We start from the raw sequence: 24,927 nt of genomic DNA, 5'->3' as shown, positions 1-24,927 counted from the left end.
CCCTCCCTACACTTCTGGGGTGCCACCGAACCCCGCGCGTCACGCCGACGCCCCTGCCGTGGCGATCGAGGGACTGGCGATGCGGTACGCCGGCAAGACGGCCGTCGACGACCTGTCGCTGCAGGTCGCGCGCGGATCGATCACCGCGGTCCTGGGCCCCAACGGCGCCGGCAAGACCACGACGCTCGAGACCTGCGAGGGCTACCGGCGGCCCCAGGAGGGGCGGGTGCGGGTGCTGGGCCTCGACCCCGTCCGCGAGCGCCGCGAGCTGCTGCCGCGCATCGGCGTGATGCTGCAGGGCGGCGGTGCCTGGAGCGGGGTGCGGGCCGAGGAGATGCTGCGCCACGTCGCGGCGTTGCACGCCCACCCCGTCGACCACGACCTGCTGGTCGAGCGGCTCGGCCTGGCCGAGTGCGGCCGGACCCCCTACCGCCGGCTCTCCGGCGGCCAGCAGCAGCGCCTCGGCCTCGCGATGGCGCTGGTCGGGCGCCCCGAGATCGTCTTCGTCGACGAGCCGACCGCAGGCATGGACCCGCAGGCGCGGCGTACGACGTGGGAGCTGCTGGAGGAGCTGCGCGGCGACGGGGTGACCGTCGTGCTCACCACGCACTACATGGACGAGGCCGAGCGCCTGGCCGACACCGTGCACATCATCGACCACGGCCGGCTGATCGCGTCGGGCTCGCCGCTCGAGCTGACCCGGGGCGGGAGCGTCTCGACGATCCGGCTGGTCGTGACCCGCCCGTTCCCGCCGGGTGCGCCCGAGTCGCTGACCGCCGCGCTCGGCCCCGGCACCAGCGTGACCCTGCTCGACTCGCTGAGCCTGCTGGTCACCGGCCCCGCCGACGCCTCCACCCTGGCCCGCGTCTCGCGGTGGTGCGAGGAGCAGGGCGTGCTGCCCGAGTCGCTGACCCTGGGCACCCGCAGCCTCGAGGACGTCTTCCTGCAGCTGACCGGTCGCGAGCTCGAGGAGCACGCCTCGTGAGCGCGGTCGCGAACGGCACCTTCACCCCGCGCCCCGGCGGCGCGCCGCTGCACCGGCAGGTGGTGGCCCAGGCCCGGATGGAGGCCCGGTTGATGCTGCGCAACGGCGAGCAGCTGCTGCTCGCCGTGGTGATCCCGGTCATCGTGCTCGTCGGCGCCGTCGCCGGCTCCGCCCGCGTCGGCCTCGACCTCGACGGTCGTCCCGTCGACGTCTTCACCCCGGGCGTGCTCGCCCTCGCGGTGATGTCGACGGCGTTCACGTCGTTGGCCATCGCCACCGGCTTCGAGCGTCGCTACGGGGTCATCAAGCGTCTCGGCTCCTCTCCCCTGCCCCGCACCGGCCTGCTGGCCGGCAAGGTGCTGGCGCTGCTGCTGGTCGAGCTGCTGCAGCTCGTCGTCGTCGGCGGCGTGGCCCTGCTGCTCGGCTGGTCGCCCGCGGCCTCGGCCGCTGCCGTGGCCGGAGCCGTGGCCACCGCGGCGCTCGGCACCGCCGCCTTCGCGGCGCTGGGCCTCTTCGTCGCGGGGGTGCTGCGCGCCGAGGCCACGCTGGCCGCGGCCAACCTCGTCTACCTCCTGCTGCTCGCCGGCGGCGCGGTCGTGCTGCCCGCGACGGCGTACGGCGGCTTCGGCGAGGTGGTGCGCTGGCTGCCCTCGGGGGCGCTGGGCGGCGGGATGCGGGACGCCCTGATCGACGGCCAGGTGGCGCTGCTGCCCCTGGCGGTGCTCGCGGGCTGGGCGGCCCTGGGCACCGTGCTGACCGCCCGCACCTTCAAGTGGGAGTGAGGACCGTGCCAGACGTGCACACCATCCGCCTGCGGCAGGCACGCTGGGCCGGCTGGGCCTCGGTGGTCGCCAACATCGGCATCGTGGTGACCGGCGGCGCGGTGCGCCTGACCGGCTCGGGGCTCGGCTGCCCGACCTGGCCGCGGTGCACCGACGAGTCGTTCCGGCCGCACGGCGAGCTCGAGTTCCACTCCGCGATCGAGTTCGGCAACCGGCTGCTGACCTTCGTGCTGGTCGCCGTGGCCGTGCTGCTCTTCGTGGCGGCGCTGCGCACCCGCCGACGCGACCTGGTGCGCCTCTCCGTGGTGCTCGGGCTCGGTATCCCGGCGCAGGCCGTCATCGGCGGCATCACCGTGCTGACCGAGCTGAACTCCTGGATCGTCTCGCTGCACCTGCTGCTGTCGCTGGGCCTGGTCGCGCTCTCCGTCCGCTTCCTGCAGGTCCTCGACCGACCGGTGCCTCCCGCCCGCGGACCCGCCGTGGCGCTGGCCTGGGGCGTGCTCGCCACCGCCTGGGTCGTCTTCTACCTCGGCACGATCGTCACCGGTGCCGGACCGCACGCCGGCGACGCCGCCACCGAGCGCAACGGCCTCGACCCGGCCCAGTGGAGCCAGCTGCACGCCGACGCGGTCTTCCTGCTGCTGGGCCTGACCGTCGGGCTCGTCGTGACCCTGCTCGTCCAGCGCGCCCCCCGCCCCGCGGTGCAGGCGGCGCTGGTCCTGCTCGGCATCGAGCTCGGGCAGGGCCTGATCGGCTTCGTGCAGTACTTCACCGACCTGCCGGTCCTGCTCGTCGGCCTGCACCTCCTCGGCGCCGCCATCCTCTCCGCCAGCGTCACCTGGACCCTCCTGCGCGTGCGCCACCCCTGAGCCTCGTAGGTCGAGCAGCGGGGCCACCGCCGTTGGTCGAGCAGCAAGGCCGCCGCCGTAGGTCGAGCAGCGAGGGCCGAAGGCTCGAGCGACGCCGAGACCCAGCGACCACCCGGCGTACGGCACGCGGGCACCTCACCCGGTCTCGGCGACGCTCCTCGCTGGCGCTCGTCACTGCTCGACCAACGACCACCGCCGCAGTGGTCACAAGCGACAGGCACTCAGCCCCTGGCAGCGTCGTCTGTGACCACTCCACACGCCGCGAGCACCCGTTGGTCGAGCAGCGAGGGCCGAAGGCTCGAGCGACGCCGAGACCCAGCGACCACCCGGCGTACGGCGAGCGGATCACTCACCCGGTCTCGACGACGCTCCTCGCTGGCGCTCGTCACTGCTCGACCGACGCCGCGGCCGCCGTACGCCGCGGCCGCTCAGCCGAGCAGCAGGGGGTCGAGGGCGACGGCGACGAAGAGGAGGGAGAGGTAGAGGTTGGAGGAGTGGAAGAGCCGCATCGGCTGGATGGTGGCCAGGTCGTCGGCGGACTTGGTGCGCCCCCACATGCGGTGCGCCTCCACCAGGAAGACCGCGCCCAGCACGGTCGCCACGACCGGGTAGACCGGACCGGTTCCGGCCACCGGCCACAGCAGCAGCGAGGTGGCGACCATCACCCACGAGTACAGGACGATCTGGCGCCCGACCTCGCGGGCCGGGGCGACGACGGGCAGCATCGGCACGTCGACGTTGGCGTAGTCCTCGCGGTAGCGCAGCGCCAGCGCCCAGGTGTGCGGCGGCGTCCAGAAGAAGACGACCATGAAGAGCACCACGGGGGTCCAGGCCAGCTCGCCGGTCACGGCCGTCCAGCCGATCAGGGCCGGGAAGCAGCCGGCGAGGCCGCCCCACACGATGTTCTGGGTGGTGCGCCGCTTGAGCACCATCGTGTAGCCGAAGACGTAGAAGGCCTCGGCGGCGACGGCGAGCAGCGCCGACAGCGGGTTGACCCACACGTAGAGCACCACGACCGAGGCCACGCCCAGCACCAGGCCGAAGACCATGGCGGCGCGGGCGCTGACGATGTGGCGCGGCAGCGCCCGTCGTCGGGTGCGCCGCATCTGCTCGTCGATGTCACGGTCGTAGACGCAGTTGAAGACCGACGCCGAGCCGGCCGAGAAGGTGCCGCCCACGACGGTGGCCAGCACCAGGCCCAGGGGCGGGACGCCGCGAGCGGCGAAGAACATCACCGGCACCGTGGTCAGCAGCAGCAGCTCGATGACCCGCGGCTTCGTCAGCCCCACGTACGCCGCCACCACGTCACGGAACCGGGCGGGGCCGGGACCTCCGCTCGCCGTCGCGTCGTCGTGCAGGGCGTCAGCGGCCGACTGGCCGGCGTGGGTCACGAAGGGTCCTCGATGTGCAGACGGGTGAGGTGAGGTGGTGCGGATGAGAGTCTACTGCCCGTCATCGGTAGGCTCGGAATCGCCTGGGCCCGATGTCTGTTGGACCCCGTGGCCCCCGAAATAGGACTTCAGTCAGCCCCGGAAGGAACCCCGTGACCTCTCCCGCCTCCCTCGAGTGGACCGACACCGACCAGCTCGCCGTGGACACTGCCCGCGTGCTGGCCATGGACTCCGTCGAGAAGGCCGGCAACGGGCACCCCGGCACGGCCATGAGCCTCGCGCCGGCGGCGTACCTGCTCTTCCAGAAGGTGATGCGGCACAACCCCGCCGACCCCGACTGGGCCGGTCGCGACCGGTTCGTGCTCTCCGCCGGCCACAGCTCCATCACCCTCTACACCCAGCTCTTCCTCGGAGGCTGGGGCCTGGAGATCGAGGACCTGCAGGCGTTGCGCCAGTGGGGCTCGAAGACCCCGGGTCACCCGGAGCACGGCCACACCCCCGGTGTGGAGACCACCACCGGCCCGCTCGGCCAGGGCGTCGCCAACGCCGTGGGCATGGCGATGGCCGCCCGCCGCGAGCGCGGCCTGCTCGACCCCGCGGCCGGCGACGGCGCCTCGGTCTTCGACCACCGCGTCTTCGCGATCTGCAGCGACGGCGACATCGAGGAGGGCGTCAGTGCCGAGGCCTCCGCCCTGGCCGCGGTGCAGAACCTCGGCAACCTCACGGTCATCTACGACGCCAACCAGATCTCGATCGAGGACGACACCGACATCGCCCTGAGCGAGGACGTGGCGGCGCGCTACGAGGCGTACGGCTGGCACGTGCAGACCGTCGACTGGACCAACGGCGGCAACGACTACGTCGAGGACGTCCAGGAGCTGCACGACGCGATCGCGGCCGCCGAGACCGTCACCGACAAGCCCAGCTTCATCGTGCTCAAGACGATCATCGCCTGGCCCGCCCCCAACGCGCGCAACACCGGGGCCTCGCACGGCTCGGCCCTGGGCGCCGAGGAGGTCGCGGCCACCAAGGAGCTGCTCGGCTTCGACCCCGAGCAGGTCTTCCAGCTCAAGGCGGGCGTCCTGGAGCACACCCGCGGCGCCGTCGAGCGCGGCAAGGCCGCCCAGGACGCCTGGGAGCAGGACTTCCGCGCCTGGGCCGAGGCCAACCCCGAGGGGGCGGCCGTCTTCGAGCGGATGCGCACCCGCAGCCTGCCCGACGGCTGGGACGCCGACCTGCCCTCCTTCCCCGCCGGCAAGGACGTCGCCACCCGCAAGGCCTCCGGCGCGGTCATCAACGCCATCGCGGCGAAGGTGCCGGAGATGTGGGGCGGCTCGGCCGACCTCGCCGGCTCCAACAACACCACCATCGAGGACGCCCCGTCCTTCATCCCCGCCGAGCGCTCCACGGACTCCTGGAAGGGCGACCCGTACGCCGGCCGCGTGCTGCACTTCGGCATCCGCGAGCACGCGATGGGCTCGATCATGAACGGCATCGCCCTGCACGGCGGCACCCGTGTCTTCGGCGGCACCTTCCTGACGTTCTCCGACTACATGCGCCCCGCCGTGCGCCTGGCGGCCCTGATGGGCCTGCCGGTCACCTACGTGTGGACCCACGACTCGATCGGGCTCGGCGAGGACGGACCGACCCACCAGCCGATCGAGCACCTGGCCGCGCTGCGTGCCATCCCCGGGCTCGACGTGGTCCGCCCCGGTGACGCCAACGAGGTCGCCGCCTGCTGGGCGCACATCATGCGCACCACCGACCGTCCGGCCGGTCTCGCGCTCTCGCGCCAGAACCTGCCGGTCTTCCCGCGTGGCGAGGACGGCTTCGCCGACACCTCCGAGGTGCACCGCGGCGGCTACGTGCTGGTCGACGCCGAGGGCGGCGAGCCCGACGTGATCCTCGTCGGCACCGGCTCCGAGCTGCAGCTGGCCGTCGAGGCCCGCGCCACGCTGGCCGAGCAGGGCGTGCGCGCCCGCGTCGTGTCCATGCCGTGCCGCGAGTGGTTCGACGCCCAGGAGGAGGCCTACCGCCAGCGCGTGCTGCCCGCCACCGTCAAGGCCCGCGTGGCCGTCGAGGCCGGCGTGGCGCTCGGCTGGCGCGAGGTCGTCGGCGACCAGGGCCGCATCGTCTCCATCGAGACCTACGGCGCCTCCGCCGAGTACGCACGCATCTACACCGAGTACGGCATCACGACCCAGGCCGTCGTCGACGCGGCCAAGGACTCCCTGTCCGCCGCCGGCTGAGCCGCACGCCGCCGTACCCCGCCCAGACAGCACCGCACACCAGGAGGAACACATGAGTGACCATCTGAAGGACCTGTCCGACGCCGGTGTCTCCATCTGGCTCGACGACCTCTCCCGCGAGCGCATCGAGACCGGCAACCTGGCCGAGCTGGTGGCCGCCAAGCACGTCGTCGGCGTGACCACCAACCCGACCATCTTCGCCGGCGCCATCGCCGACGGCGAGCGCTACGACGAGCAGGTACGACGCCTGGTCGCCGACGGCAAGGACGTCGACGAGGTGATCCTCGAGCTCACCACCGAGGACGTGCGCAACGCGTGCGACGTGCTCGAGCCGACCGCCCAGGCCACCAAGCACGACGGCAAGGTCTCGATCGAGGTCGAGCCCGACCTGGCCAACGACACCGAGGGCACCATGGCCTCGGCCCGGGCGCTGTGGAAGGCCGTGGACCGCTCCAACGTGCTGATCAAGATCCCGGCCACGCTCGAGGGGCTGCCGGCGATCACCACGGCGATCTCGGAGGGCATCAGCGTCAACGTGACCCTGATCTTCGGCATCACCCGCTACCAGGACGTGATGGAGGCCTACCTCGCCGGGCTCGAGCGGGCCCACGAGGCCGGCATCGACCTGTCCACCATCGACTCGGTCGCCTCCTTCTTCGTCTCGCGCGTCGACTCCGAGGTCGACAAGCGGCTGGAGGCGATCGGCACCGACGAGGCGCTCGAGCTGCGCGGCAAGGCCGCGGTCGCCAACGCGCGCCTGGCCTACGCGGCGTACGAGGAGGTCGTCGCCAGCGAGCGGTGGCAGCGCCTGGCCGCGGCCGGAGCCAACCCGCAGCGGCCGCTGTGGGCCTCCACCGGGGTCAAGAACCCCGACTACTCCGACACCATGTACGTCACCGGCCTCGTGGTCGCCGACACGGTCAACACGATGCCGGAGAAGACCCTCGAGGCCGTCGCCGACCACGCCGACGTGCAGGGCGACCAGGTCACCGGCACCGCCGACGAGGCCGGCGCGACCATCGAGCGGATCCGCGACGTGGGCGTCGACTGGAACGACGTCATCCTGGCTCTCGAGACCGAGGGCGTCGACAAGTTCAAGAAGTCGTGGACCGAGCTCGTCGAGACGGTGCAGGGCCAGATGGAGAAGGTCACGCGATGACCTCGGCGGCGTCCCACGACCCTCGATCGACGGACGCCTGGGGCCGGTTGGCGGCCCACGCCACCGGGTTCGACCCGGACCTGCGGGCGTGGTTCGCCGACGACCCCGACCGTGCGGCTCGCCTGACGCACACCGTGGGCGACCTGCACGTCGACCTGTCGAAGAACCTGCTCGACGACACGGTCCTCGACCAGCTGCTCGCGCTGGCCGAGCAGACCGGCGTGGAGGCACGCCGCGACGCGATGATGGCGGGCGAGCGGGTCAACGTGACCGAGGACCGCGCCGTCCTGCACACGGCGCTGCGCCTGCCCCGGGACGCCGAGCTGGTCGTCGACGGCCAGGACGTCGTCGCCGACGTGCACGAGGTCCTCGACCGGGTCTACGCCTTCGCCGAGAAGGTGCGCTCCGGCGAGTGGCGCGGGGCGACCGGCGAGCCGGTGCGGACCGTGGTCAACATCGGCATCGGCGGCTCCGACCTCGGTCCGGTGATGGCCTACGAGTCGCTGCGGCCCTACGCCCACGACCGGGTCGAGTGCCGCTTCATCAGCAACATCGACCCGAGCGACGCCGCGATGACGCTGGAGGGGCTGGACCCCGCGACGACGCTGTTCATCGTCTCCAGCAAGACCTTCGGCACCCTCGAGACGCTGACCAACGCCCGGCTGTGCCGGGCCTGGCTGCTCGACGGGCTCGGCCCGGACGTCGACCGTGCCGACGCCGTGGCCCGCCACTTCGTCGCGGTCTCGACGGCGCTCGACAAGGTCGCCGACTTCGGCATCGACCCGGCCAACGCCTTCGGCTTCTGGGACTGGGTCGGGGGCCGCTACTCGCTCGACTCGGCCATCGGCACCTCGCTGGTCATCGCCATCGGGCCCGAACGGTTCGCCGAGCTGCTGGCCGGCATGCACGCCGTCGACGAGCACTTCCGCACCGCCGAGCCCGCGGCCAACGTGCCGCTGCTGATGGGGCTGCTGAACATCTGGTACACGACCTTCATGGGTGCCGAGACCCACGCCGTGCTGCCCTACGCGCAGCTGCTGCACCGCTTCCCGGCGTACCTGCAGCAGCTGACGATGGAGTCGAACGGCAAGGGGGTGCGCTGGGACGGCACCGAGGTGACCACCGGCACCGGCGAGGTCTTCTGGGGTGAGCCCGGCACCAACGGCCAGCACGCGTTCTACCAGCTCATCCACCAGGGCACCCGGCTGGTGCCGGCCGACTTCATCGCGGTCGCCGAGCCCGCGCACCCGCTGCGTGACGGAGACCAGGACGTGCACGAGCTCCTCCTGGCCAACTTCTTCGCCCAGACCCGGGCGCTGGCCTTCGGCAAGACCGCCGACGAGGTGCGCGCCGAGGGCACCGACGAGTCCGTGGTGCCGGCCCGCGTCTTCGAGGGCAACCGGCCCACGACCTCGATCATGGCACCGGCGCTGACGCCGTCGGTGCTGGGCCAGCTGGTCGCGCTCTACGAGCACATCACCTTCACCCAGGGCGTGGTCTGGGGCATCGACAGCTTCGACCAGTGGGGCGTCGAGCTCGGCAAGCAGCTCGCCCAGGAGGTCGGTCCCGCCGTCGCCGGCGACGCCGACGCACTGGCCGACCAGGACGCCTCGACCCGCTCGCTCATCGAGTACTACCGCGCCCACCGGCGTACGACGGACGGAGCCCGATGACCACCGAACCGCTGATCGAGGTCCACGACGACGCGGCTGCCCTGGCCACCGCCGTGGCCGGCGAGCTGCTGGTGCGGATCGCCGACGCGCAGAGCGCCGGCCGGGTGCCCGCTGTCGTGCTGACGGGCGGTTCGATCGCCGACGCCGTGCACGCCGAGGTGGCGCGCCTGGGCACCTCGGGCGAGGTCGACTGGTCGCGCGTGGCGCTGTGGTGGGGCGACGAGCGGTTCGTGGCATCGGGTTCGGAGGACCGCAACGCGGGGCAGGCACGAGCGGCGTTCATCGACGCGCTGGGCGTGCCGGCCGAGCACGTGCACGAGGTGCCCTCCAGCGACGACGTCGCCTCGGCCGAGGAGGCCGCCGAGCGGTACGCCGCCGAGCTCGCCGAGCACGGCGCCGACGGCTTCGAGGTGCTGATGCTGGGCGTGGGCCCCGACGGCCACGTGGCCTCGCTCTTCCCCGGCTTCGACGAGCTCGAGGAGCAGGAGCGGGCGGTCGTGGCGGTGCACGACTCCCCCAAGCCCCCGTCCGACCGGGTCACCCTCACCTTCCCGACGCTGGGCCGGGCGCGCAGCACCTGGTTCCTGGTCAGCGGCGAGGCGAAGGCCGACGCCGTGGCCCGGGCCCTCTCCCCCGCCACCACCACCCCGGCCCAGACCCCGGCCAGCGTCCCGCGGGGCCAGGTGGAGACCACCTGGTTCCTCGACCGCCCCGCCGCCTCCCACCTCTAACCCGCGAGCCGGCTGGTTTGAACCGGCCGACTCGCGGTTGTCCACAGGTAGCGGGAGCGCCAGGTTGTGACGACGTACGGCGGGCAGCCTCCGGTCCATGGACATCAAGGACATGCTTGAGGCACGTGTGGTCGACCCGGCGCTCGGACTCCCCAGCGTGGAACCGTTCGCCGTCGCTCGCGCCACTGAAGCAGGACTGACCCGACGGCAGCTGGCCGACCTCGTCGACCACGGAGTCTTTCGCCGTGTCGTCAAGGGCGTGCTGGTTGCCGCATCGGCACCGGACGACGTCGCAACCCGGGGTGCCGCCCCGGAAGATGTCAAGCAGTCTGAGACACGTCTCGTCACGCGGTCTGTATGAGGGCCTCCGGTGATGGCTGGTTGATCCAGGCGGCCTGGGGGAGCTTCGGGGCCTGGGGTCGGCGGGTGCCGAACCGTTCGGGGTGAGCGGCGTGGGCTGCGTCCAGGGTGTGCTGCCGCTGGGCCCGGATCTCGGTTGCGGTGCCGTGGTGGACCGACGCGGGGGTGTGCAGCCCGATCCCGGAGTGACGGTGCTCGTGGTTGTAGTAGCCGAAGAAGTCCTCGCAGAACGCTCTCGCGTCGGCCAGCGAGCCGAACGCCTCGGGGAAGACCGGGGCGTACTTCAGGGTCTTGAACATGGCCTCGCTGAACGGGTTGTCGTTGCTGACCCGCGGCCGGGAATGGCTGCGGTCGACGCCGAGGTCGAGCAGCAGCTGGGCGACGGGTTTGGAGGTCATCGACGTCCCGCGGTCGGCATGGATCGCCTGAGGGATGCCGTGCACGCCCATCGCTTTCTCCAGCATCGTCTTGGCGATCTCGGAGTCCTCGACAGCCTGCACGGTCCAGGCCACGACGTAGCGGGAGTAGATGTCGAGCACGACGTAGAGCTGGAACCAGATCCCGCGCTGGGGGCCGCGGACCTTGGTGATGTCCCAGGACCAGACCTGCCCCGGCGCGGTGGCCAACAGCTCGGGCTTCGTCTTGGCAGGATGGGTGGCCTGCCGGCGCCGCTCGCCGGCCGCACCGTGGGCGCGCAGCAGCCGGTGCATCGTCGACATCGAGCACAGGTAGGTGCCCTCGTCCAGCAGCGTCGCCCAGGTCTGGGCCACCGACTTGTCGCAGAACCTCGGCGAGGTCAACACCTCCAGCACCTCGGCTTGCTCGGCCACGGTGAGCGCGTTCGGCGGCCTCGGACGCGACGGCTTCGGGCCGTGCAACCGAGGCTGCTTGGCGCGGTAGTGGCTGCCCCTGGGTCGTCCCAGCAGCTCACACGCCTTGGTCACCGAGGTCAGCTCGGCGAGCTCGTCGACGGCAGGGTTGATCACCGTCCGGGCGGCTTCGGCGTGCCCGTGCTCTCGGAGAGCGTCTCCAAGAGCGCGTGTGCTTTTCCCACGATGTCCAACGCGGCCCTCGTCCTGGCCAACTCGGCCTCGGCCTTTTCCGCACGGGCGCGCAACTGTTCGACCTCCCGATCCCGCTGCCGCTCGCGACGGTCCTTGGCCTGGGGGGCCAGCGCTGAGGCGGCGCCAGACTCGGCGGCCTTGCGCCACTCCACGATGTGGGAGGAGTACAACCCCTCCCGCCGCAGGATCGCACCGCGCTCGCCGCGGTCGGCGGCGTCGTAATCGGCCAGGATCTTCGCTTTGTACTCGGCGGTGAACGTGCGTCGCTTCGGACGGTCTGCTCTCGGGCTCACCACCCCATCATCGATCCGGGCAGCATCAGCCAACGTCATGGTCATCAGGTGTCTCGCTTCTCGCCCGTGCAGAGGGAAGGAACTCAGTAGCGGTGTCTCACCTCAGCCTGACGCACAGGGCCCTGCGCCTGGTGGCTCCACCGGACGCGGTGGTGACCGACCGGCATGCCGCCTGGTTGCACGGCGCCGAAGGCGCGCTGGCACCCGGCGAGCACCTCGCGCTCCAACCGCTGAGCGTCGTGCTGCCGCCCGGCAGAGGCCGCCTGCGCAACACGATCTCCGACGGCGGCGAGCGCGAGCTCGCACCTCGTGACATCACGTCAGTCCACGGGCTGAGGGTGACCACCGCCCTGCGCACGGCCCACGACCTGGGGCGCCGTCGTTGGCCGGACGAGGCGCTGGCGGGAGTGGACTCCCTCCACCGGGTGCCCGGGTTCGACCACGACGCCTTCGTCGCAGGCATCGAGCGCTATGCGGGGCGGCGCTGGATCCGGACTTTGCGGGCGGTCGGGCCGCTGGCAGACGGGCGCGCCGAGTCACCGGCGGAGTCCATCCTCCGGTTGCGCTGCCACGAGTGCCGCGTCCCGGTGGTGCCGCAGTACGAGCTGTGGCACGACGGTGTCCACGTCGCGCGCTTCGACATGGCGGTCCCCGAGCTCAAGGTCGCCTTCGAGTACGACGGCGAGGAGTGGCACTCGACCCCGGAACAGCGTGAGCGGGACCGCCGACGCCGCGAGGCTGCCGCGCGCCTGGGGTGGATCATCGTGGTCCTGCGGAAGGAGCACCTCTTCGGACAGGTCCGGTCCGCCGAGACGATGATCCGTGCGGGCTACGCCCAGTCCCGCGAGCGCGCGGGTCTGTCGCGGCACTGGTGACGCGAGTCGGCTCGTTCGAACCAGCCGACTCGCGAGTCGGCTCGTTCAGACCAGCCGGGTCGGGACCCCGTTCGCGTCAGAAGATCAGGTCGCCGGACTTGCGGCGGCTGCGCAGCAGCTTGAGGGCCTCGGTGAGGATCTCGGCGGCCTCCTCGTCGGAGCGCCGCTCCTTCACGTAGGCCAGGTGCGTCTTGTAGGGCTCGTTCTTGGGGGCCGCGGGCGGGTTCTCGGCGTCCATGCTGGCCGGCAGGCCGCACTTGGGGCAGTCCCACGACTCGGGGACCTTCGCCTCGATCGAGAAGGCCACCACCGAGCGGTGCTCGCGGCCGCAGAAGTAGGTCACGGTCTGGCGCGGCGCGGCCTGGCCACGCTCCGCCTCGCCCATCGGTCCGGCGCCGACGCGGCTGCCCCGGATCGCACTTCCTCCACCAGCCACGAGCTCTCCTTCAACGACGGTCGAACAGGACGGACGGGTCAGTAGGCGAGCAGGAGACCCATCGAGATGACGGTGGCGAACCAGATCACGCCGATGCCGACCGTGAGCCGGTCGAGGTTGCGCTCCGCGATCGAGGAGCCGCCGAGCGAGCTCGAGACGCCGCCACCGAACATGTCGGAGAGACCGCCGCCTCGACCCTTGTGCAGCAGCACGAGCAGGATCATCAGGGAGCTGGTGAGGACGAGGATGATGGTGAGGAACGTTTCCACGGTCGCGAAGCCTACGTCACGGGTCCGACGGTCACAGGACCGGCATGTCGTAGAACCGGCAGATCCCGCCGAACTCCTCGGCCTGCAGGCTCGCGCCGCCCACCAGGGCACCGTCGACGTCGTCCTTGGCCATGATCCCCGCGATGTTGGCGGCCTTGACCGAGCCGCCGTACAGCACCCGCACGCCGTCGGCGGCCTCGTCGCCCAGCGTCGAGCGGACGTGCTCGCGGATGGCCGCACACACCTCCTGCGCGTCCTCGGGCGTGGCGACCTCGCCGGTGCCGATGGCCCACACCGGCTCGTAGGCGACCACGAGGCCCGCGACCTGCTCGGCGCTGAAGCCCGCCAGGGAGCCCTGCACCTGGGCCAGGCAGTACGCCACGTGCTCGCCGGCCCGGCGGGTCTCGAGGCCCTCGCCGACGCAGACGATCGGGGTCATCCCGGCCTCGAGCGCGCGGTGCGCCTTGGCGCTGACCAGCTCGTCGCTCTCGCCGTGGTGCTCGCGGCGCTCGGAGTGGCCCACCACGACGTAGGAGCAGCCGAGCTTGGCGAGCATGCCGGCGGAGATCTCGCCCGTGTAGGCGCCCGACTCGTGCACGGAGACGTCCTGGGCGCCGTAGCGCACCGGCAGCCGGTCACCGTCGACCAGGGTCTGCACGGAGCGCAGGTCGGTGAACGGCGGCACCACGACGACCTCGGCCTTGGCGTGGTCGTGCTTCTTGTCCTTGAGCACCCAGGCGAGCTTCTGGACCAGCACCACCGCCTCCTGGTGGTTCAGGTTCATCTTCCAGTTGCCGGCCATCAGCGGGGTGCGCCCGGCGGCGGGGGTGGTGCGAGCCATGTGGTCAGTCCTCCAGGACGTCGATGCCGGGGAGGTCCTTGCCCTCGAGGTACTCGAGGGAGGCCCCACCGCCGGTGGAGATGTGGCCGAACGCGTCCTCGTCGAAGCCGAGCGCGCGCACGGCCGCGGCCGAGTCGCCGCCACCGACGACCGAGAGGCCGTCGATGCCGGTCAGCGCCTGCGCGACCGCACGGGTGCCGTCGGAGAACGCGGGGACCTCGAAGACGCCCATCGGCCCGTTCCAGAAGACGGTCCGGGCGTCGGCCAGGGCCGCGGCGAAGTCGGCGCCGGCGGCCGGACCGATGTCGAGGCCCAGGCAGTCGGCCGGGATCTGGGTGGCCGGGACCACGCGCGGCTCGGGCTCGCGCTCGCCCGAGGGGAACGCGCTGTCGACGACGACGTCGCCGGGCAGCAGGATCTGCACGCCCGAGGCCTCGGCGCGCTCGAGGTAGGCCCGGCAGGTGTCGAGCTGGTCCTCCTCGAGCAGGCTCTGACCGACCTCGTGGCCCTGGGCCTTGAGGAAGGTGAAGACCATCCCGCCGCCGATGAGCAGCTTGTCGGCCTTGCCGAGCAGGTTGTCGATGACGCCGAGCTTGTCGGAGACCTTCGAGCCGCCCAGGACGACCACGTAGGGCCGCTCGGGCGTCTGCGTCAGCCGGCGCAGCACCTCGATCTCGGTGGCCACCAGACCGCCCATGGCGTGCGGGAGGCGCTTGGCCACGTCGTACACCGAGGCCTGCTTGCGGTGCACGACGCCGAAGCCGTCGGAGACGAAGACGTCGGCGAGCTCGGCGAGCCGGGCCGCGAAGTCCTCGCGCTCGGCGTCGTCCTTGCTCGTCTCGGCGGCGTTGAAGCGCACGTTCTCCAGCAGCGCGACCTGACCGTCCTCGAGGCCGGCCACGCTCTCGTGGGCCGACTCCCCCACGGTGTCGCGGGCGAAGGCCACGTCACGGCCCAGCAGCTCGCCCAGGCGGGCGGCCACCGGCGCGAGCGAGTACGCCGGGTCGGGGGCGCCCTGGGGACGTCCGAGGTGGGCGGTGACCACCACCCGCGCCCCGGCCTCGGCCAGGGCGCGGACGGTGGGCACGCTCGCGCGGATGCGCCCGTCGTCGGTGATCACCCGCGCGTCGGCGGGCCCGTCGAGCGGGACGTTGAGGTCAGAGCGGACCAGCACCCGCTTGCCCTCGACCCCCTGCGCCAGGAGCTGGGCGAGGTCAGTGTGCGAAGCCACCGTCAGAGCGTCTCGCCGACGTAGCCGATGAGGTCGACCAGACGGTTGGAGTAGCCCCACTCGTTGTCGTACCACCCGACGACCTTGACCTGGTTGCCGATGACCTTGGTCAGCGGCGCGTCGAAGATGCACGACGCCGGGTCGGTGACGATGTCGGAGGAGACGATCGGGTCGGTCGAGTAGCGCAGGAAGCGACCGTCGGCGGCCTTCTGCACCACAGCGTTGACCTCCTCGACGGTGGTCTCGCGACCGGCCTCGAAGGTCAGGTCGGTGGCCGAGCCGGTGGGCACGGGCACGCGCAGGGCGTAGCCGTCGAGCTTGCCCTTGAGCTCGGGCAGGACCAGGCCGATCGCCTTGGCGGCGCCGGTCGAGGTGGGCACCACGTTGAGGGCGGCGGCGCGGGCGCGGCGCGGGTCCTTGTGGATGTTGTCCTGCAGGTTCTGGTCCGCGGTGTAGGCGTGCACCGTGGTCATCAGGCCCTTGACGATGCCGAACTCGTCGTTGAGGGCCTTGGCCATCGGCGCGAGGCAGTTGGTGGTGCACGACGCGTTGGAGATCACGGTGTGCTGCGCCGGGTCGTAGAGCTCGTGGTTGACGCCCATCACGACGGTGATGTCCTCGTTGGAGGCGGGCGCGGAGATGATGACCTTCTTGGCGCCGCCCGCGTCGACGTGGGCACGGGCCTTCGTCGCGTCGGTGAAGAAGCCGGTCGACTCGACGACCACGTCGACCCCGAGGTCGCTCCAGCGCAGGTTGGCCGGGTCACGCTCGGCGAAGGTCTTCACGACCTGGTCGCCGACGCGGATCTCGTCCTCGGTGGCCGAGACGTCGGCGTCGAGACGGCCCAGGATCGAGTCGAACTTGAGCAGGTGGGCCAGCGAGGCGTTGTCGGTCAGGTCGTTGACCCCGACGATCTCGATGTCCGCACCGGAGGCGCGGACGGCACGGAAGAAGTTGCGGCCGATCCGGCCGAACCCGTTGATACCTACTCGAACGGTCACTGCTGCTCCTGCTCTGTGGCTGACGGCCCGCTCCCGGAACCGGGGCGGCGTGCGTCACGACCCTATCGCCACCAGCGCCGGGGTCGCAGCCCCGTCCCGGGGTACGACCGGGTAACCGCGACCGGGGTCGCGGCTCAGACGTCCTCGGCCATCATCTCCGGGGTCAGCGACGACTCCGTGTCGGGGATGCCCAGGTCCTCGGCGCGCTTGTCGGCCATCGCCAGCAGCCGGCGGATCCGCCCGGCGATCGCGTCCTTGGTGAGCACCGGCTCGTGGAGCTGGCCGAGCTCCTCGAGCGAGGCCTGCTTGTGCTCCAGGCGCAGGGTGCCGGCCATCCGCAGGTGGTCGGGCACCTCCTCGCCCAGGATCTCCATGGCCCGCTCGACCCGCGCGCCCGCGGCGACGGCGGCGCGCGCCGAGCGACGCAGGTTGGCGTCGTCGAAGTTGGCCAGGCGGTTGGCCGTGGCCCGCACCTCGCGGCGCATCCGGCGCTCCTCCCAGGCCATCAGCGACTCGTGGGCGCCGAGGCGGGTCAGCAGCTGGCCGATCGCGTCGCCGTCACGGATGACCACCCGGTCGACGCCGCGCACCTCGCGCGCCTTGGCCTGGATGCCCAGCCGCCGCGCCACGCCGACGAGCGCCAGCGCGGCCTCGGAGCCGGGGCAGGTGACCTCGAGCGAGGACGAGCGGCCCGGCTCGGTCAGCGAGCCGTGCGCGAGGAAGGCACCACGCCAGGCGGCCACCGAGTCGCAGCCGCCGCCGGCCACCACCGCGGGCGGCAGCCCGCGCACCGGGCGGCCGCGCTGGTCGAGCAGCCCGGTCTGGCGGGCCAGCGACTCGCCGTCCTTGACCACGCGCACGATGTAGCGGCTGCCCTTGCGGATGCCGTTGCCCTGCACCATCACCACGTCGGACTGCGCGCCGTACACCTCGGAGACGTCGCGGCGCAGCCGCCGGGCCGCGGCGCCGGTGTCGAGCTCGGCCTCCACGACGATCCGGCCGCTGACGATGTGCAGCCCGCCGGCGAAGCGCAGCATCGAGGCCACCTCGGCCTTGCGGCAGCAGGTCTTCGTGATCTGGGTGGAGGCGAGCTCCGCCTTCACCTGTGCCGTCATCGCCATGCGTTGAATCCTGCCACGATCACGGGCGGGCCACGAGGTCGGCGTCGCCCGGCGCCCCTGCGCCCAGCACGATGCTCTCGTACGCCGCTGCCAGCTTGACCGGGTCGTGGCGCGGACCACCGTCGGCGGAGGCGACGTCGGCGACCACCAGCCGCGCCCCGGCGGCCTCGACGACCTCGAGCAGGTGCGCCCGCTCCTCGGCACCGATGCGGGTGTCGGCCAGCACGGTGTGCACGGCGAGCTCGGGCGCGTGCTCGACCAGGACCGCCAGGTGGTCGGCCGGGCCGAACCCCCCGGTCTCGCCCGGCTGCTCCTCCAGGTTGAGCACCACCACCACGCGGGCGTCGGTGGAGACCAGCGCGTGGCGCAGGTCGGGGACCAGGAGGTGCGGGATGACCGAGCTGAACCAGGAGCCGGGGCCCAGCACCACCCAGTCGGCGTCGGCGACGGCCTGTAGGGCCTCGGGGCAGGGGCGCGGCGCCGCCGGCTCGAGGTCGACGCGGGTGATCACCCCGCCGGTCGTGGCGACCTCGACCTGTCCGCGCACCAGGGTCAGGGCGTCGTCGTCGGCCGGGTCGAGGCCGCGCACCTGGGCGGTGATGTCGAGCGGGGTCAGGGCCATCGGCAGCACCCTGCCGGCCGACCCGAGCAGCCGCCCGACCAGGTCGAGGGCCTGCACGTGGTCGCCCAGCTGCTCCCACAGGGCCACGATCAGCAGGTTGCCCACGACGTGGCCGTTCATCTCGCCCTCGCCGGCGAAGCGGTGCTGCAGCACCCGTTCCCAGGTCCCGCCCCACTCGTCGAGGCCGCAGAGGGCGGCCAGCGCCATGCGCAGGTCGCCGGGCGGGAGCACCCCGAACTCACCGCGCAGGCGGCCGGAGGAGCCGCCGTTGTCGGCGACCGTGACCACCGCGGTCAGGTCGTCGACGACGACCTCGTCGACCAGCCTGCGCAGGGCGCGCAGCGAGGCGTGCAGGCCGTGCCCGCCGCCCAGCGCGACCACCGACTGCGCCCGGTCGGCGGGTGCCGGCGCCATCACTCGCGGCCCAGGTCACGGTGGGTGGCCGTGGCCTGGAGGCCGAGCTCGACCAGCCGGCGGGTGACCTCCTCGGTCATCGCGACGCTGCGGTGCTTGCCGCCCGTGCACCCGATCGCCACCCGCATGAAGCGCTTGCCCTCGCGCAGGTAGCCCTCGGCCACCCCGGTCAGCACCGGCAGGTAGCCGTCGAGGAACTCCGCGGCCCCCGGCTGCGAGAGCACGTACTCCGAGACCTCCTGGTCGCGGCCCGTGTGCGGGCGCAGCTCGGGGATCCAGTGCGGGTTGGGCAGGAAGCGCATGTCGGCCAGGTAGTCGGCGTCGACGGGGATGCCGTACTTGAAGCCGAAGCTGACCACGCGGATGCGCAGGTCGGTGGAGTCCGGCGACCCGAACGCCTCGCGGATGCGCCCGGTCAGCTGGTGCACGTTGAGGGCGGTGGTGTCGATGACCAGGTCGGCCTCGCCGCGCAGGTCGGCGAGCACGACCCGCTCGCGCTCGAGCCCGTCGAGGAGCCGGCCGCTGCCCTGCAGCGGGTGCGGGCGGCGCGCGGCCTCCTGGCGGCGTACGAGCACGTCGTCGGTGGCCTCGAGGAAGACGAGCGTGGCGCGGCGCCCGGTGGCCTTCTGGGCCAGGTTGGCCTGCAGGGAGCCGAAGAACGAGCCCGAGCGCACGTCGACGACCACCGCGATCGGCTGCCCGGCGCCCTGGCTCTCGTCGACGAGGCGCACCACGTCGCGCAGCAGGCTCGGCGGCAGGTTGTCGACGACGTAGTAGCCGAGGTCCTCGAGCTCCTTGGCCGCGGTGCTGCGCCCCGCGCCGGTCATCCCGGTCACCACCACCAGCGGTCCGGTGGGGGGCTGCTGCTGCTCGCTCATGCTTCCTCGATCTCTCCCGTGGCGGTGTTCACCGAAACGATCACCGGAGCAGTCTCCCCGGCCTCGCCCTCGGGCGTGACCGCGGCCTTGATCGAGGCGGCCGTGCGGGCCCCGATGCCCGGCACCTCGGCGATCTCCTCGGCAGTGGCCGCCCGCAGCTTCTTCAAGGACCCGAAGTGGACCAGCAGCGTCTTGCGCCGCACCTCGCCCAGGCCCGGGACGTCGTCGAGGACGCTCTCGACCATCGACTTGGAACGCCGGCTGCGGTGGTGGGTGATGGCGAAGCGGTGCGCCTCGTCGCGGATGCGCTGGAGCAGGTAGAGGCCCTCGGAGGAGCGGGCCAGGATCACCGGGTCCTCCTGGCCGGGCACCCACACCTCCTCGAGTCGCTTGGCCAGCCCGCAGACCGGCACGTCGTCGATGCCGAGCTCGTCGAGGGCGCGCTGGGCGGCGGCCACCTGCGGCGGGCCGCCGTCGACCACCACCAGGCCCGGGGAGTAGGCGAACTTGCGGGGCCGGCCGGTCTCGGGGTCGACCAGCATCGGGCCGTCCTGGCCCTCGACGGTCTCGGAGCGCGCCTGCTCGTCGAGCAGCCGTCGGAAGCGCCGGGTGATCACCTCGTGCATCGAGGCGACGTCGTTCTGCCCGTCGACGCCCTTGATGACGAACTTGCGGTACTCACCCTTGCGGGCCAGGCCGTCCTCGAAGACCACCATCGAGGCCACCACCTCGGTGCCCTGCAGGTTGGAGACGTCGTAGCACTCGATGCGCAGCGGCACGTCGTCGAGCTCGAGGGCCTCCTGGATCTCCTCCAGGGCCCGGTTGCGGGTGGTCAGGTCGCTGGCGCGCTTGGTCTTGTGCAGGGCCAGCGCCTGGGCGGCGTTGGAGGCCACCGTCTCCTGCAGGGTCCGCTTGTCGCCGCGCTGGGGCACCCGGATCTGCACCCGCCCCCCGCGCAGCTCGCTGAGCAGCTCCTCGAACGTCGCGTGGTCGGGCGGCAGCGCCGGCACCAGGATCTCGCGCGGGATCGACTCGGAGTCACCGGCGTAGAGCTGGAGCAGGAAGTGCTCGACCAGCTCGGCGGTGCCGCCCTCCTCGACCCGGTCGGCGACCCAGCCGCGCTGGCCGCGGATCCGGCCCCCGCGCACGTAGAAGATCTGCACCGCCACCTCGAGCGGGTCCTCGGCCAGCGCGATCACGTCGGCGTCGGCGCCGTCGCCCAGCACCACCGCCTGCTTCTCCAGGGCGCGCTGCATGGCGCCGAGGTCGTCACGCAGGCGGGCCGCCTTCTCGAAGTCCATCGCCTCGGAGGCGGCGTACATCTGCTTCTCGATGCGGCGCAGGAACGGCCGGGTCTGCCCGCTCATGAAGTCGCAGAAGTCGTCGACGATCGCGCGGTGCTCCTCGGCGCTGACCTGGCCCACGCACGGCGCCGAGCACTTGTCGATGTAGCCGAGCAGGCAGGGGCGGCCGATCTGGGCGGAGCGCTTGAAGACCCCGTTGCTGCACGAGCGCATCGGGAAGACCCGCAGCAGGATGTCGACGGTCTCGCGGATCGCCCACGCGTGGCTGTAGGGACCGAAGTAGCGGGTGCCGCGGCGCTTGGCGCCGCGCCCGACCATCACGCGGGGGAACTCCTCCCCCACGGTGACCGCCAGCCACGGGTAGGACTTGTCGTCGCGGTACTTGACGTTGAAGCGCGGGTCGTACTCCTTGATCCAGGAGTACTCCAGCTGCAGGGCCTCGACCTCGGTGTTGACCACCGTCCACTCCACGCTGGCGGCCGTGGTGACCATCGTCGCGGTGCGCTGGTGCAGGTGGGCGATGTCCTGGAAGTACGACGACAGCCGGGCCCGCAGGTTCTTGGCCTTGCCGACGTAGACCACGCGCCCCTTGGCGTCGCGGAAGCGGTAGACGCCCGGACCGGTCGGGATCGAGCCGGGCTCGGGACGGTAGGACAACGGGCCGCGGGTGCTGCGCCGCTCTGGCCGGGCTGGTCGGTCTGGCACCGCACCAGCCTACGAGTCGCCGGGGACACCCCCGGGCCCGGCGTCAGGCGAGGGTGATCGAGTCGCCCTCGACGGTGAGCGGCAGCTCGGCCAGAGCGCTGTTGGCGGGCCCCGAGAGGGGCTCGCCGGTCGCCACGTCGAAGACCGAGCCGTGGCAGGGGCAGCGGATGCCCTCGGCGGTGACGCTCTCGAGCGCGCAGCCCTGGTGGGTGCAGACGTTGGACCAGGCCTTGAACTCGCCCTCGCTGGGCTGGGTGACGACGACCTTCTCCTCGGCCAGGATCACCCCGCCGCCCACGGGCACGTCGGCGGTCGTGGTCAGCGGCTCCCCCGGGGCCACCTCGGGCGTGGGGTCCGAGGCCGTGGACCCGCCCTCGTCGCCGCCGCAGGCGGCCAGCAGCGGCAGGCCCAGCCCGACCCCCGCGGCACCCCCCAGGGCGTGACGACGGCTGACGGGGGTCGCGGACGGGCGCTCGTTCATGGCCACACCCTAGCCAGGTGCCTCAACGAGCAGGCTTCTTCGCCGCCGCCTTGCCGGTGCTCTTCCCGGCCGGCTTCTTCGCGGCCTTCGGGGGCGTACGCCGCGTGGTCGCGGCGCGCTCGTTGGCCGCGCGGGCCGCGGCCTGGCGTCGCGTGGCGCGCACGGGCGCGGGCGCCTCGTCGGCGCCCAGCATGCCGCTGGGCTGCTCGGCCTCCTTGCCCTCGAGCAGCGGGGCCAGGTAGCGGCCCGTGTGGCTCTCGGGCACCGCGGCCACCTGCTCGGGGGTGCCCTCGGCGACCACCAGGCCGCCGCGCGAGCCGCCCTCGGGGCCCATGTCGACCAGCCAGTCGGCGGTCTTGATGACGTCGAGGTTGTGCTCGATGACCAGCACCGTGTTGCCGGAGTCGACCAGGCGTCCCAGCACCAGCAGCAGCTTGCGGATGTCCTCGAAGTGCAGGCCGGTGGTGGGCTCGTCGAGCACGTAGACCGTGCGCCCGGTGGAGCGCTTCTGCAGCTCGGCGGAGAGCTTGACGCGCTGCGCCTCACCGCCCGACAGCGTGGTGGCGGGCTGGCCGAGCCGCACGTAGCCCAGCCCCACCTCGACCAGGGTGGTCAGGTGGCGCGAGATCGCCGGGACGGCCGCGAAGAAGTCGACGGCCTCCTCGATCGGCATGTCGAGGACCTCGGCGATGGTCTTGCCCTTGTAGTGCACCTCGAGCGTCTCGCGGTTGTAGCGCGCGCCGTGGCAGACCTCGCACGGGACGTAGACGTCGGGCAGGAAGTTCATCTCGATCTTCAGCGTGCCGTCGCCCGAGCACGCCTCGCAGCGACCGCCCTTGACGTTGAAGGAGAAGCGGCCCTGCAGGTAGCCGCGCATCTTGGCCTCGGGCGTGGCGGCGAAGAGCTTGCGCACGTGGTCGAAGACGCCGGTGTAGGTCGCGGGGTTCGAGCGCGGCGTGCGCCCGATCGGCGACTGGTCGACGTGGATGACCTTGTCGACGTGCTCGGTGCCGGTGATGGCGCGGTGCCGGCCCGGCAGCGTGCGGGCGTTGTAGATCTGCTTGGCCAGCGAGGTGTAGAGGATGTCGTTGACCAGCGTGGACTTGCCGGACCCGGAGACCCCGGTCACGGCGACGAAGAGCCCGAGCGGGAACGACACGTCGACGTCGGCGAGGTTGTGCTCGCGCGCACCCAGGACCTTGAGCTCGCGGCCCACGGTGCGCGGGCGGCGTACGGCCGGCACGGGGATCTCGCGGCGACCCGAGAGGTACTGCCCGGTCATCGAGTCGGGGTGGTCGTAGAGGTCCTGCACGGTGCCGCTGTGCACGACCTGGCCGCCGTGCTCGCCGGCCCCCGGCCCGATGTCGACGACCCAGTCGGCGACCTTGATGGTGTCCTCGTCGTGCTCGACGACGATCAGGGTGTTGCCGAGGTCCTTGAGCCGCAGCAGGGTCTCGATCAGCCGCTGGTTGTCGCGCTGGTGCAGGCCGATCGAGGGCTCGTCGAGCACGTAGAGGACGCCGACGAGGCCGGCGCCGATCTGGGTGGCCAGGCGGATGCGCTGGGCCTCGCCGCCCGACAGCGACCCCGAGGGCCGGTCGAGGGAGAGGTAGTCGAGGCCCACGTCGAGCAGGAACTGCAGCCGCTCGTGGATCTCCTTGAGCACCCGCTCGCCGATCTGGCGCTCGCGGGTGGTCATGTCGAGCTCGCTGAGGAACTGCGAGGCCTCGTTGATCGGCAGCGCGCAGACCTCGGCGATGCCGGCGCGCCGGGGCTCGCCGTCGGCGACCGAGGTCAGCGTCACCGAGCGCGAGACCGACTTGAGCCGCGAGCCGTCGCAGGTGGGGCAGGGCACCTCGCGCATGAAGCTCTCGAAGCGCTCGCGGCTGGTGTCGGACTCCGCCTCGCGGTGCCGGCGCTCGACGTAGGAGCGCACGCCCTCGAAGGCGGCGTCGTAGGCGCGCTCGCGGCCGTAGCGGTTGCGGGTCACGACGTGGACCTTGCGCGCGTGCCCGTCGAGGATCGCCTTGCGCGCCGAGGCGGGCAGCTCCTCCCAGGGGGTGTTCAGGTCGAAGCCGAGCTCGCCGCCCAGCGCACCGAGCAGGCGCAGGAAGTAGTCGGAGACGTGGGCGTGGCTCCACGGCTGGATGGCGCCCTCGCCGAGGGTCGCCGCCGGGTTCGGCACGACAAGCTCGCCGTCGACCTCCATCCGGGTGCCCAGGCCGGTGCAGGCCGGGCAGGCGCCGAACGGCGAGTTGAAGGAGAACGAGCGCGGCTCGAGCTCGTCGACGTCGATCGGGTGCTCGTTGGGGCAGGCCATCTTCTCGCTGAAGCGCAGCTCGCGGTGCTCGTCGTCGGCCGGCAGGTCGACGAAGTCGAAGACCACGAGCCCCCCGGCGAGCCCGAGAGCGGTCTCGACGGAGTCGGTCAGGCGGCGCTTGCTGGACTCCTTGACCGAGAGCCGGTCGACGACCACCTCGATCGTGTGCTTCTTCTGCTTGTCCAGCGTCGGCGGCGCGTCGAGCGTGTGCGTCTCGCCGTTGACCCGGGCCCGCGAGAAGCCCTGGGTCTGCAGCTGGGAGAACATGTCGACGTACTCGCCCTTGCGACCGCGGATGACGGGCGCGAGCACCTGGAAGCGCCGGCCCTCCTCGAGCGCGAGCACCCGGTCGACGATCTGCTGGGGCGTCTGCCGCTCGATCGGCGCCCCGCAGGTGGGGCAGTGCGGGCGCCCGGCGCGGGCGTAGAGCAGGCGCAGGTAGTCGTAGACCTCGGTGATGGTGCCGACCGTGGAGCGCGGGTTCTTCGAGGTCGACTTCTGGTCGATGGAGACGGCGGGCGAGAGCCCCTCGATGAAGTCGACGTCGGGCTTGTCCATCTGGCCCAGGAACTGCCGGGCGTAGGCCGACAGCGACTCGACGTAGCGGCGCTGGCCCTCGGCGAAGATGGTGTCGAAGGCGAGCGAGGACTTGCCCGAGCCGGAGAGGCCCGTGAAGACGATGAGGGAGTCCCGGGGCAGGTCGATCGAGACGTCCTTGAGGTTGTGCTCCCGGGCGCCCCGGATGATGAGCTGGTCCTGCACGAAGTCTCCCTGGTCGATCGAACACGCGTTCGTGATAGTACGGCGGCAGCCCCGACGGCGCACGTCCTCGCCCACGGTGCCACCCGCCAGCGACAACGGTGCCAGCGCGAG

Annotated in this window: 22 protein-coding genes; 9 read left to right on the top strand and 13 right to left on the bottom strand. The window is 72.1% G+C overall.

Translation table 11 applies throughout. From position 1 onward, the window contains the following. Positions 1–19 precede the first annotated feature (19 nt). From JOE61_RS21205 to JOE61_RS21195, 3 genes are read left to right on the top strand one after another with little or no spacing between them, the layout of a single operon-like run. Complete coding sequence (locus JOE61_RS21205) at positions 20–985, top strand: ABC transporter ATP-binding protein (RefSeq protein ID WP_443678578.1); 966 nt, start codon at positions 20–22, stop codon at positions 983–985. Beyond that, on the top strand, positions 982–1,767 hold the full coding sequence (locus JOE61_RS21200) for an ABC transporter permease (protein WP_193668909.1): 786 nt from the start codon (positions 982–984) through the stop codon (positions 1,765–1,767). Before JOE61_RS21205 ends, JOE61_RS21200 begins: the two co-directional genes overlap by 4 nt. Before the next feature lie 14 nt (positions 1,768–1,781). Continuing rightward, on the top strand, positions 1,782–2,636 hold the full coding sequence (locus JOE61_RS21195; RefSeq protein ID WP_307823148.1) for a COX15/CtaA family protein: 855 nt from the start codon (positions 1,782–1,784) through the stop codon (positions 2,634–2,636). Positions 2,637–3,064: 428 nt separating this feature from the next. On the opposite strand, the gene JOE61_RS21190 is transcribed toward JOE61_RS21195, so the two are convergent. Next, complete coding sequence (locus tag JOE61_RS21190; protein WP_193668950.1) at positions 3,065–3,994, bottom strand: heme o synthase; 930 nt, start codon at positions 3,992–3,994, stop codon at positions 3,065–3,067. A gap of 125 nt (positions 3,995–4,119) precedes the next feature. Between JOE61_RS21190 and tkt the strand changes: the two genes are divergently transcribed. The 5 genes from tkt to JOE61_RS21165 all read left to right on the top strand — a co-directional run bounded on the left by tkt (position 4,120) and on the right by JOE61_RS21165 (position 10,200). Beyond that, on the top strand, positions 4,120–6,276 hold the full coding sequence (tkt, locus tag JOE61_RS21185) for a transketolase (RefSeq protein ID WP_193668911.1): 2,157 nt from the start codon (positions 4,120–4,122) through the stop codon (positions 6,274–6,276). Between the two features lie 52 nt (positions 6,277–6,328). Then, a complete protein-coding gene (tal, locus tag JOE61_RS21180) occupies positions 6,329–7,435 on the top strand; it encodes a transaldolase (protein ID WP_193668912.1) in 1,107 nt (368 codons plus the stop codon). After that, a complete protein-coding gene (gene pgi / locus JOE61_RS21175) occupies positions 7,432–9,108 on the top strand; it encodes a glucose-6-phosphate isomerase (RefSeq protein WP_193668913.1) in 1,677 nt (558 codons plus the stop codon). Before tal ends, pgi begins: the two co-directional genes overlap by 4 nt. Further along, a complete protein-coding gene (gene pgl / locus JOE61_RS21170) occupies positions 9,105–9,839 on the top strand; it encodes a 6-phosphogluconolactonase (protein WP_193668914.1) in 735 nt (244 codons plus the stop codon). Before pgi ends, pgl begins: the two co-directional genes overlap by 4 nt. Before the next feature lie 97 nt (positions 9,840–9,936). Continuing rightward, positions 9,937–10,200 carry a hypothetical protein gene (locus tag JOE61_RS21165; protein ID WP_193668915.1) on the top strand — a complete coding sequence of 88 codons (264 nt, stop codon included), beginning with the start codon at positions 9,937–9,939 and terminating at the stop codon, positions 10,198–10,200. Here the strand turns inward: JOE61_RS21165 and JOE61_RS21160 are convergent. Then, positions 10,184–11,601, bottom strand: a protein-coding gene (locus JOE61_RS21160) for an IS3 family transposase (RefSeq protein WP_372440070.1) whose coding sequence is annotated in 2 segments (ribosomal slippage) — positions 10,184–11,361 and positions 11,361–11,601 — 1,419 coding nt in all. Because the reading frame shifts where the segments join, the coding sequence is not laid out codon by codon here. The genes JOE61_RS21165 and JOE61_RS21160 overlap by 17 nt on opposite strands. An 86-nt stretch (positions 11,602–11,687) precedes the next feature. Between JOE61_RS21160 and JOE61_RS21150 the strand changes: the two genes are divergently transcribed. After that, positions 11,688–12,431 (top strand): putative endonuclease domain-containing protein, encoded by a 744-nt coding sequence (locus JOE61_RS21150; RefSeq protein ID WP_193670674.1) that lies wholly within the window; start codon positions 11,688–11,690, stop codon positions 12,429–12,431. A gap of 76 nt (positions 12,432–12,507) precedes the next feature. Here JOE61_RS21150 and JOE61_RS21145 read toward each other — a convergent pair whose 3' ends face one another. The 11 genes from JOE61_RS21145 to uvrA all read right to left on the bottom strand — a co-directional run bounded on the left by JOE61_RS21145 (position 12,508) and on the right by uvrA (position 24,816). Next, a complete protein-coding gene (locus JOE61_RS21145) occupies positions 12,508–12,867 on the bottom strand; it encodes an RNA polymerase-binding protein RbpA (protein ID WP_193670673.1) in 360 nt (119 codons plus the stop codon). Positions 12,868–12,905: 38 nt separating this feature from the next. Further along, on the bottom strand, positions 12,906–13,136 hold the full coding sequence (gene secG / locus JOE61_RS21140) for a preprotein translocase subunit SecG (RefSeq protein WP_179616650.1): 231 nt from the start codon (positions 13,134–13,136) through the stop codon (positions 12,906–12,908). A gap of 31 nt (positions 13,137–13,167) precedes the next feature. Beyond that, a complete protein-coding gene (tpiA, locus tag JOE61_RS21135; protein WP_204797336.1) occupies positions 13,168–13,977 on the bottom strand; it encodes a triose-phosphate isomerase in 810 nt (269 codons plus the stop codon). A 4-nt stretch (positions 13,978–13,981) separates the two neighbouring features. Continuing rightward, entirely contained in the window at positions 13,982–15,208 is a 1,227-nt protein-coding gene (locus JOE61_RS21130) for a phosphoglycerate kinase (protein ID WP_193670672.1), read from the bottom strand. A gap of 2 nt (positions 15,209–15,210) precedes the next feature. Next, a complete protein-coding gene (gene gap / locus JOE61_RS21125; RefSeq protein WP_193670671.1) occupies positions 15,211–16,209 on the bottom strand; it encodes a type I glyceraldehyde-3-phosphate dehydrogenase in 999 nt (332 codons plus the stop codon). A gap of 134 nt (positions 16,210–16,343) precedes the next feature. After that, entirely contained in the window at positions 16,344–17,330 is a 987-nt protein-coding gene (gene whiA, locus JOE61_RS21120; RefSeq protein WP_193670670.1) for a DNA-binding protein WhiA, read from the bottom strand. Between the two features lie 19 nt (positions 17,331–17,349). Continuing rightward, positions 17,350–18,366 (bottom strand): gluconeogenesis factor YvcK family protein, encoded by a 1,017-nt coding sequence (locus JOE61_RS21115; RefSeq protein ID WP_193670669.1) that lies wholly within the window; start codon positions 18,364–18,366, stop codon positions 17,350–17,352. Next, a complete protein-coding gene (gene rapZ, locus JOE61_RS21110) occupies positions 18,366–19,244 on the bottom strand; it encodes an RNase adapter RapZ (protein ID WP_193670668.1) in 879 nt (292 codons plus the stop codon). Before rapZ ends, JOE61_RS21115 begins: the two co-directional genes overlap by 1 nt. Continuing rightward, positions 19,241–21,253 (bottom strand): excinuclease ABC subunit UvrC, encoded by a 2,013-nt coding sequence (uvrC, locus tag JOE61_RS21105; protein ID WP_193670667.1) that lies wholly within the window; start codon positions 21,251–21,253, stop codon positions 19,241–19,243. Before uvrC ends, rapZ begins: the two co-directional genes overlap by 4 nt. 43 nt (positions 21,254–21,296) lie before the next feature. Further along, positions 21,297–21,734, bottom strand: a complete 438-nt coding sequence (locus tag JOE61_RS21100; protein ID WP_193670666.1) for a Rieske (2Fe-2S) protein — start codon at positions 21,732–21,734, stop codon at positions 21,297–21,299. Positions 21,735–21,756: 22 nt separating this feature from the next. Beyond that, the gene (uvrA, locus tag JOE61_RS21095) at positions 21,757–24,816 is read right to left on the bottom strand and encodes an excinuclease ABC subunit UvrA (protein ID WP_193670665.1); all 3,060 of its coding nucleotides are present in this window, start codon (positions 24,814–24,816) and stop codon (positions 21,757–21,759) included. Positions 24,817–24,927 lie beyond the last annotated feature (111 nt).

The organism is Nocardioides salarius (assembly GCF_016907435.1).
Classification (GTDB): Bacteria; Actinomycetota; Actinomycetes; order Propionibacteriales; family Nocardioidaceae; genus Nocardioides; species Nocardioides salarius.
This window is presented reverse-complemented; position numbering and strand designations above follow the sequence as displayed.